The organism is uncultured Campylobacter sp. (genome assembly GCF_905371695.1).
Classification (GTDB): Bacteria; Campylobacterota; Campylobacteria; order Campylobacterales; family Campylobacteraceae; genus Campylobacter_A.
In genome coordinates, this window is sequence record NZ_CAJPMA010000069.1 from 1 (window position 1) to 9,415 (window position 9,415).

The 9,415-nt window shown below is 42.5% G+C and carries 11 protein-coding genes; 5 read left to right on the top strand and 6 right to left on the bottom strand.

From position 1 onward, the window contains the following. From QZ147_RS06785 to QZ147_RS06800, 4 genes are all read right to left on the bottom strand, one after another. A partial coding sequence (locus tag QZ147_RS06785; RefSeq protein ID WP_295148533.1) for a nitrilase-related carbon-nitrogen hydrolase occupies window positions 1–286 on the bottom strand: 286 nt, incomplete at its 3' end. Between the two features lie 100 nt (window positions 287–386). Next, window positions 387–854, bottom strand: a complete 468-nt coding sequence (locus QZ147_RS06790) for a low molecular weight protein-tyrosine-phosphatase (RefSeq protein WP_295148535.1) — start codon at window positions 852–854, stop codon at window positions 387–389. A 14-nt stretch (window positions 855–868) separates the two neighbouring features. Next, on the bottom strand, window positions 869–1,789 hold the full coding sequence (locus QZ147_RS06795) for a cation diffusion facilitator family transporter (protein WP_295148537.1): 921 nt from the start codon (window positions 1,787–1,789) through the stop codon (window positions 869–871). Beyond that, on the bottom strand, window positions 1,790–2,779 hold the full coding sequence (locus QZ147_RS06800) for an agmatine deiminase family protein (RefSeq protein ID WP_295148538.1): 990 nt from the start codon (window positions 2,777–2,779) through the stop codon (window positions 1,790–1,792). It abuts the gene before it with no gap. Window positions 2,780–2,934: 155 nt separating this feature from the next. Between QZ147_RS06800 and QZ147_RS06805 the strand changes: the two genes are divergently transcribed. The 5 genes from QZ147_RS06805 (at window position 2,935) to QZ147_RS06825 (ending at window position 7,199) form a co-directional block, all read left to right on the top strand. Beyond that, window positions 2,935–3,588 carry an amino acid ABC transporter permease gene (locus tag QZ147_RS06805; RefSeq protein WP_295148541.1) on the top strand — a complete coding sequence of 218 codons (654 nt, stop codon included), beginning with the start codon at window positions 2,935–2,937 and terminating at the stop codon, window positions 3,586–3,588. After that, a complete protein-coding gene (locus tag QZ147_RS06810) occupies window positions 3,575–4,249 on the top strand; it encodes an amino acid ABC transporter permease (RefSeq protein WP_295148543.1) in 675 nt (224 codons plus the stop codon). Before QZ147_RS06805 ends, QZ147_RS06810 begins: the two co-directional genes overlap by 14 nt. An 8-nt stretch (window positions 4,250–4,257) precedes the next feature. After that, window positions 4,258–4,992, top strand: coding sequence for an amino acid ABC transporter ATP-binding protein (locus QZ147_RS06815; protein ID WP_295148546.1), 735 nt, complete (start codon window positions 4,258–4,260; stop codon window positions 4,990–4,992). A 324-nt stretch (window positions 4,993–5,316) separates the two neighbouring features. Beyond that, complete coding sequence (locus QZ147_RS06820; protein WP_295144594.1) at window positions 5,317–6,153, top strand: cysteine ABC transporter substrate-binding protein; 837 nt, start codon at window positions 5,317–5,319, stop codon at window positions 6,151–6,153. Window positions 6,154–6,263: 110 nt separating this feature from the next. Next, complete coding sequence (locus tag QZ147_RS06825) at window positions 6,264–7,199, top strand: sugar transferase (protein ID WP_295148549.1); 936 nt, start codon at window positions 6,264–6,266, stop codon at window positions 7,197–7,199. 5 nt (window positions 7,200–7,204) lie between these two features. Here the strand turns inward: QZ147_RS06825 and QZ147_RS06830 are convergent, their stop codons facing one another. Both QZ147_RS06830 and QZ147_RS06835 read right to left on the bottom strand, forming a co-directional pair. After that, entirely contained in the window at window positions 7,205–8,329 is a 1,125-nt protein-coding gene (locus QZ147_RS06830; protein WP_295148552.1) for a glycosyltransferase family 4 protein, read from the bottom strand. A gap of 50 nt (window positions 8,330–8,379) precedes the next feature. Next, window positions 8,380–9,415: glycosyltransferase (locus QZ147_RS06835; protein WP_295148555.1), on the bottom strand; the 1,036-nt coding region annotated here is incomplete at its 5' end.

Genomic DNA, 9,415 nt, shown 5'->3' on the forward strand with positions numbered 1-9,415 from the left:
TGTTGTGATACAGGCCGTCCGCGCGCTTTTCAAAGAGCGAAGTAACGAGCACGACGCCATTTTGTCGCGCTACCTCGCCCCAAAATTTGACGTCGTTTTCCCAGCCCTCGGCAAGATCAAAAAACCTCGTCTCCTCGCTCTGGCAAAAATACTGCGTCTGGTGCAGCTCCTGAAGCACCACGAGCTCTGCCCCGCCGCCGCTAGCTTCGCGCACGAGCTCGAGCGTCCTTTGCACGGTCGCGTCTTTGGTGCCGTAAAATTTTTGTTGGATTAGCGCTACTTTCATATTTTTCCTTACGATTTAAATTTTTAAAATTATATCAAAGCGGGGATAAATTAGGGCTTGAACGGCTGATCGGGCGAGCAAATTTTGCCGCTTTCGCCGCTTATAAAATTTGCTTTAGCCTCTCAAGCAAGCCAGCACAAGAGCTAGAAACATCCTCGTAGCAGCGCTCAAAATCGCGGGTGTAGTATGGATCGGCGATTATTTTACCGCTTGAGGCCTCGCTAAATTCGAGTAGGAATTTTACTTTTTCGTCAAATTTAGCCTCAGCGCCGAATTTACGCTTCAAAGTCCTTAAATTTTCATCGTCCATTATCAAGATAAGGTCGCTGCTATCAAAATCTTTTTGCATTATCAAGGTCGCTTTATGAGGCGCTACGGGCACGCCGTTTTGCTTTAAAACCCGAACGGTTTCGTAGTACGGCAGCTCGCCTATCTCGTCCTCGTGCGTGGCACGCGAGTCGATGCTAAGACGCTCTGCCAGACCCGCCTTTTCGCTCAAATTTTGCATAACGGACTGCGCCATAGTCGAGCGGCAGATATTTCCGTGGCAAACGAATAAAATTTTCATATTTTTCCTTTGATTTAGCATTCGCACGAGCCGTTTTGGTCGTCGCACGGATCAAGATGCGTAGTGATTTGCCACTCAAACTCGCCGTATTTAGCCCTGATAGCGGCCTCTATCTCGTCTGAAATTTTGTGCGCGTCGTAAAGCGAAATTTCGCGGTTAAAGACTAGATGAACCGCGACGTAGTAGATGTTTCCGCTCTTTCTGGTAGCCAGTCCGTGATAGCTTGCTATCTGAGGGCGCGAGCGGATTATCTCCTCGATTTGCGCCGTCATCTCGGGATCTAGCGCTCGGTCAAGCAACACGCCTACGCTTTCTTTCATCAAATTTATCGCGCTAACGGCGATGTAGCCGCTGATTACTATACCAAAAACGGCGTCTATCGCGGCAAATCCCGTAAATTCGACCAAGATAAGCGAGGCGATAACGGCTAGGTTGCTAAAAAGGTCGCTTTTATAGTGCAGCGCGTCGGCTCTAACGATCAAATTTCTCGTGCGGCGAGCGACGCGAGAGAGGTAGGCGACCAGTAGCCCCGTAACCGCGACCGATAGCGCCATCGCATAGAGCGAAAAAGCCGTATCTACGGGCGCTTGCTCCGTTTGCAGCTTACGCACGCTCTCGTAAAATATAAACGCGCCGGCACCCACGATCAAAACGCCCTCAAACATCGCTGCAAGCGCTTCTAGCTTGGCGTAGCCGAAGTTAAATTTAGCATCAGGCGCAGCTTGGGATTTACGAATGGCGAAGAAATTTAGCACGGAAACTAGCAGGTCAAGCATCGAATCGATCGCCGAACTAAGCACCGCCACCGAACCGCCGATCAAACCAGCGGCAAATTTAACCACGGCTAGCGCAAACGCCGTCGCGCCCGCGACTATTACGGCTCTGCGGCCTAAAATTTCATTTTGCCTTTTTATACCGACATCGTTTAGTTGCATTTAGATTTCGCTTTCGCTTCTTGCGCCTAAAAATCTATTCTGTGAGGAGCAGTGTAGCGAGCCGTTTTGACGTACGAAAACGAGCGAATCCACGCCGATTATCTTATGATTAGGCAGCTGCTGTGCTAGCCTCTTGAGCGCGATTTTATCGTTGTCATCATTGTACGTCGGAGCGATAACGGCGCCGTTTATAAAGATAAAATTCGCATACGTGCAGCCAAGCCTCTTGCCGCCGTAAAATTTAGCCTTGGGAAGCGGCAGCGGCACGAGCTTAAAGCCCGTGCTTTCAAGCTCTTTTTTCATCGCGGCAAGCTCCTCGAAATGCTCGTCGTTTGGATCGTCGCAGGAGGCGTAGGCGATGGTATCAGGAGCGATAAAACGCGCCAGCGTATCGACGTGGCTGTCGGTGTCGTCGCCCTTTATAAAGCCGTTTTTAAGCCATATCACGCGATCAAGGCCGAAAAGCTCCTTAAGCCGCGCTTCGATCTGTTCTTTGTTTAGATGAGAGTTGCGGTTGTCGTTTAGTAGGCACTTTTGCGTCGTTAGTAGCGTGCCGCGCCCGTTAAAATCGATACTGCCGCCCTCAAGCACGAGATCGATGCTTCGCAAATCGCTTTTAAAACGCTTAGCAAGCTCCAAATTTACGGCGTTATCCTTCGAGCTTTCAAATTTGCCGCCCCAAGCGTTAAATTTGAAATCATAGCTGACGATTTTAGCGCCGTCCTCTACGTCGATCATGCCGTAGTCGCGTATCCACGTATCATCGGTATCGATTTTTACGAACTCTACGTTATCAAATTTAGCAAATCGCTCCCGAAAAATCCTCTCCTCGGGGCAGATCAAAACGACCTTTTGAAACGGTACGATAGCGGCGACCAAACTCTCGTAGGCGTCTAAAATTTCGCCCAGATACGGCTTCCAGTCGGTGTTTTCGTGCGGAAGCGATAAAAATATCAGCTCTTGTTTTTCCCACTCTGCAAACGCTCTCAAATTCGTCCTTTATTTAAATAATTTCTATCAAAATTTAGGGGTTATGATACCTTTTGCAAGCTTAAATTTTAAAATAAATCATACAAAATTAGTTTTAAATTTAGTTTGCTTTCGCTACAATCTCGCGAAATTATCAAAAAGAAGCTAAAAAATTTATGGATTTTGAGTTTATAAAAGAATTTACGCCGATGTTCGTAAAAGCGGGCATTTTCACCGTCAAGCTCTCGCTTTACGGCATCTTGCTCTCGCTTGTTATCGGCATATTTTGCACGCTGGTTAAATTTTACAAGATCAAGATCCTGATGCCCGTCGTAAACGGCTACATCGAGGTTTCTAGAAACACGCCGCTACTTATCCAGCTTTTTTTCCTCTACTACGGGCTTAGCAAATTCGGGCTAAATTTGAGCGCCTTTACCTGCGCGGTCGCGGGACTTGCGTTTCTAGGCGGCAGCTATATGGCCGAGAGTTTTCGCCTCGGCTTTGAGGCGGTGAAAAAGACGCAGATCGAAGCCGCGCTTAGCGTCGCGCTCACGCAGGGGCAAATTTTACGCTACGTTATCTTGCCTCAGGCCTTTAGCGTTTCGATCCCCTCTATCGCGGCTAACGTCATCTTTCTCATCAAAGAAACCTCGGTCATCAGTATCATCGCCCTGCCCGACCTAGTTTACGCGACCAAGGATATCATCGGGCTTTATTACATGACCGACGAGGCGCTTTTTATGCTCGTCGTTAGCTATTTGATTATCATTTTGCCGATATCTTTGGTCTTATTTTGGCTAGAAAAAAGGATGAGAGTTGGACGGAGTTAGCATTTTATTCGACCCGCTGGTCTTAAAGCGGCTGATTTTCGAGGGGCTGTGGATGAGCGTGCAGATTTCGGCCATCTCGATCGCCGTCTCTCTTGTTTTGGGCACGTTTTTGGGCGTGGCTATGAGCTCGAAAAACAAATTTATCTTTTTCGTGCTAAAAATTTGCCTAGAAATCGTTCGCATAATGCCTCAAATCGTCTGGCTATTTTTGTTTTACTATGGCGCAAGCAAGGCATTTGGGCTAGATATTTCCAAATTTAACGCCTCACTCATCGTATTTAGCTTGTGGGGCGTATTTGAGATGATGGATATCGTGCGCGGTGCGATCGTATCGATACCGCGACATCAGTTTGAGAGCGCGGCGGCTCTGGCGCTTAGCAAGACTCAAATTTATCTTTACGTCGTGATCCCGCTAGCAACGCGCCGTCTAGTGCCTGCCGGCGTAAATTTGCTAAGCCGTATCATCAAAACCACCCCGATCGTCGCTCTCATCGGCGTGCCAGACCTGCTAAAAGTAGGCCAGCAAACGATCGAGACGGCGAGCCTAACCGCTAACCCGACCGTGCCGTTTTGGATATACGGCTTTATATTTTTATTATATTTTCTCGTCTGCTATCCTATCTCAAAACTATCCAAGATACTTGAAAACAGATGGGCATAAGGAATCAAATGAGCGAAATTTTAAAACTCTCAAATTTAAGCAAATCTTACGGCGACTTGCAGGTGTTAAAAGGCATCGACCTTAGCGTCAAAAACGGCGAAGTAGTCGTGATCCTAGGGCCTTCAGGATGCGGCAAAAGCACGACTCTGCGCTGTATAAACGGTCTTGAGCCCTTTGACGGCGGGCAGATAGAGATAGCCGGCGAAAAGATCGATAAAGACTACAAAGACTGGATAAAAATCCGCCAAAAAGTGGGCATGGTTTTTCAAAACTACGAGCTGTTTGACCATATGAACGTCATCGAAAACATCGTACTAGGCCCGGTAAAAGCGCAAAAAAGAAACCGCGAAGAGGTCGAAAAAGAGGCTGAAGCGTGGCTGGAAAAAGTAGGTCTAAAACACAAAAAATACGCCTATCCAAAGGAGCTTAGCGGCGGGCAAAAGCAGCGTATCGCCATCGTGCGCGCGCTTTGCATGAGGCCTGAGATTATTCTATTTGACGAGATAACAGCCTCGCTGGATCCCGAGATCGTGCGCGAGGTGCTAGACGTCGTCATAAATCTCGCAAAAGATGGCATGACGATGCTGATCGTAACGCACGAGATGGGCTTTGCCCGCTCGGTGGCAAATCGCATCGTCTTTATGGATGAGGGCAAAATCGTCGAAGAGAGCGAGCCCGAGGCATTTTTCACGCATCCAAAAAGCGAACGCGCGAAGAAGTTTTTAAATTTATTTTCGTTTTAGGGGTTTTAAATTTGACGTTTTTAGGCTAAATTTGAGAGTTTTTTATCAAATTTAGCTTTTAAAGCCTTGCATATTTATCATTTAAACAACTCAAATTTACTCAAAATAACCCGCGCAAATTTAATCCTCTAGCCGTTTCTTAAATCTAAAATTAAATTTACAAATTTATTTTGAGTAAATTTTACACTCCATTTTAAATTTAGCGTTACGTTTTTAAACAAAATTTGATTTTTCTCTGGGCTTGGCGTCTGAAAAACTACAAATTTAGTCGCATTTTAGTCAAGCTTTTGTATATTTTGCGCACTTTATTTTAAAGGAGAAAGAATGAGAAAACTTCTGTTTTCATTTTTGGCAACATTCGCCGCCGTCTTTCTAACGGGTCAGGCTAATTTGCAGGCTGCCGAAGCGGACGCTTTGGCTAAAATCAAAGAGCGCGGATACGTGCGCGTGGGCGTTTTTAGCGACAAACCGCCGTTTGGCTACGTCGATAAAGAGGGCAAAAACCAAGGCTACGACATATATTTCGCCAAACGCATAGCAAAGGATCTGCTAGGCGACGAGAGCAAGGTTAAATTTGAGCTCGTAGAGGCGGCAGGCCGCGTAGAAGTGCTAGTAGCCGACAAAGTAGACATCACTTTGGCAAATTTCACCAAAACGCCCGAGCGTGCCAGAGTCGTTGATTTTGCGCTTCCGTATATGAAAGTATCACTTGGCGTAGTTAGCCCGGACGGTGCGGTCATAAAAAGCGTGGACGAGCTAAAAGGCAAAAAACTAATCGTCAATAAAGGCACGACCGCGGATGCGTATTTCACGAAAAATCACCCTGACATCGAGCTTATAAAATACGACCAAAACACGGAAACCTTCGCCGCCCTGGTCGATAAAAGAGGCGTGGCGCTAGCGCACGATAACGCGCTGCTTTTTGCGTGGGCTAAAGAAAATCCAGGCTTTACCGTCGGTATCGAAGCCCTAGGCGATGTGGACGTCATCGCGCCTGCTGTCAAAAAAGGCAACAAAGCTCTACTTGAGTGGCTAAATAACGAGATCATTGAGCTAGGCAAGGAAAATTTCTTCCACAAAGACTACGACGCTACGCTAAAACCGATCTACGGTGATAGCGTAAATCCGGAATCTCTCGTCATCGAAGGCGGCAAACTATAATCTCGCGCGGGGCGTATTGGGTGCCCCGTTACAATCGAATCGAGTAAATTAATTTTAATTAAATATTCGTTTAAATATAATAAGATTTATTTTTTATAAAGGGGTGATATATGTCGCTTATGATTTTAGGCAGTAAATATAATTTTAGCGAGCTAGACCTATCAATGTTGAAGCTAAAATTTTACCGAATAGATTTCATAAGGTATAAAGGCAGAAATCCGAGAGAGATGCGCCTAGAAGTCGAAAATTTAGTAAAATCCCATAGTTACAAATTTATCATAATAAACACAAAAGCGCTTGTGGACGCCAAAACCATAAAATACTTAACCTTGCTTCAATTTCGCTTACAAAAAAAGCGCGTAAAAATCATTACGATCGAAAAATTTCTAGAAAAATTCTTACAAAAATGCTATATTCCCGACGACGATAGCGATTTAAAATTTTTAGGCGACATCAAGCCTTATAACCCATTTGAATACTGCTTTAAGCGAACAATTGATTACGTAGGCGGTATATCGCTTTACGCCATTTTATTTTTCTTAAAATTTTACGTCCAAAAAAAGATTAACGAGCAGTCGCCAGGTAGCTTGTATTTCATACAAAATCGCGTCGGATTAAACGCAAAAACCTTTAAATGTTACAAATTTCGCACTATGCACGAAAACTCAAAGCATAATCCCTACACGCAGCAAGGAGATGAGCGAGTGTTTGGTTTCGGCAATTTTATGAGAAAAGCTAGGCTTGATGAAATCCCGCAGTGTATCAATGTCTTACGAGGACAAATGCACCTAATAGGACCGCGCGCCGAGTGGGATATTTTGGTGCGAGACTACGAAAAGAAAATCCCTTATTACAATGAGCGCCATCTAGTAAGACCAGGCATTACCGGCTGGGCACAGGTAAATTACCCTTACGGCGTCAATGCCGACGACGCAAAGCAAAAACTAATGTATGACCTATACTATATCAAGCACTGGTCGCCCTGGTTGGAAATTAATACGATATTTAGAACCTTTGCTATTATGCTCGGTAAAAAAGGGATTTAGGGCTTTTAGCCGCAAACCATCTTAATTAATCTTTCATTGATTTCATTTATGTCGAAATTTCTTTCAGCTAACTCTCTGCTTTTCTTCCCCATTTTATTAATTAATTCAGGCTTCTGTATGAAAAATTGCATCTTTTGAGCTAGATATTCTTGATCGAAAGGCGGCACCAAAAAACCGTTTACGCCATCTATTACCGTCTCCTTACATCCTACGCTATTCGTTGTAATAACCGCCCTACCTATCGCCATAGCTTCTTGTGTACTCCTCGGAAACCCTTCTCTATATGAGGGCAAAACAAATACGCTGCTTCTAGCTATCCACTCACCTACATTGTTTACAAATCCGATATACTCTACTATATCATCTTTCAAATAACTATCAATATCTTGCTTTTTTAGTCCAAACGGATTCTCTTTATCAAAAGCACCCAATACATAAAATTTAACATCTTTAAAAGTTGATTTTATAATTTTCGCAGCCCTTAAATACTCAAAAATACCCTTTTCAGCCAAAAGCCTAGCTACAAAAATAAAGCTAACGGGATTTGTTGGGGCCAACGAATACTTAAAATTTGCTAAATCTACGCCTATCGGGCCTAAAATTTCCACGTTTTTTGCCTTAATTTTATGCTCATTTATAAGCTCATTTTTATCATCAATATTTAGAAATATAAGTTTATCTAAAAGTGGTAAGGAAATTTTGTAAAGTAAAATTTGGACATTTTTTATAAATTTTGCCTTTATTTTTTGTCCTTTTTTGTGTACAGTAAAAGCTCCTCCAAGCCCTTCTATCATACCAACAATGCGCGGGGCTTTTGCTATTTTTGCTGCAATACTCGCAAATATTACCGGCTTAACGAAAAAGCTAAAAACAATATTCGGTTTGTGTTTTTTAATAATTTTTATTAAATCTATTACGGCTAAAATATCTCTAATCGGATTTACTCCTTTTGCATTTAGTCTGCAATCGATAGGCATTGCGCCAAATCTTCTTATCTCTTTGCGCGAGCTCTCGTCATAATCGCTTACCAAACAAAAAACCTCATGCCCTTTTTCCACTAACTTCAAAATGAGCTCTTTCCTAAAATTTATCATCATAGAAGCGACATTACCGATAATAAAAATTTTCATAATACCTCTTTTCTCTTTGTAGCTGAGCCTGATGAACTACATACAACACATTAAAGGATATCCTTGTACTCATCTATAATTTTTTTTATATTAAAATCGCCTGCTCTTTGTTTCGCTTTTTGAGCATATAGTAGTCTTAATTTCTGATCATTTATAAGTAAATTTAAAGCTTTAGTTAAATTTTCCTGCGAGCCTACCGGCGTTAAAATCCCGAATTCCCCAAACTCAATATCGTCTTTGAGACTAAAATTTATATCACTATCGGGCGATAAAATTTCCCTTGGACCACTAAGGCAATCCGTGCTAATAACGGCACAACCGCAAATCATAGCCTCTACTAGCACATTCGGAAAACCTTCGGCATTTGAGCCGAATATAAAAATACTGCATTTCGAAAGGTATTTATATGGGTTTCTATCAAAACCTAGAAAAAAAACTTTGTTTTCAATACCCAACTCGACGGATAGCTTTCTTAATTTGCTTTCATTTTTACCCTTACCGAGTAGATATAATGTATATTCTTTATCGTTAATATTAGCAAATGCCCTTAAAATAAGCTGTTGATTTTTCCTATCGCATAATGTTCCTACCGTAATTATGCTTTTTTGATTTATATTAATTTCTATATTCTTATTAGATTGTAAGTATATTTTTTCTAGATCATATGGGTTATAAATAACAACCTGTTTTGTTGCAGTACGAAAGTTTTTAATTAGATCAAGTCTGATAGCCTGTGAAACAGAGACAACCAAGTCTGCTTTACTATATAATATTCTTATCAAAAATTTACTAATTTTTGCACCCATGGATCCGTCTATATACATGGCGCTGGGCGCAATTCTTTCACTAATAATCGTTTTATGTCTTGTAAATATATTGGATAGGATGTTTATATAATTTGCGCGACACAAAAAGCTGGCTACTTTAACAAATTTATGTTTTTTTATAATCTTACTTAACCTAAATGCAAGCAGAGGCAGTCTAATTAGTTTCTTAAAGCCGCTTAAATTTGCATTTTCATTTAGGGAGATCATTTTTACTCTCTCATCAAGTTTATAATCTACATCATTTTCTAGCAAAATTAAA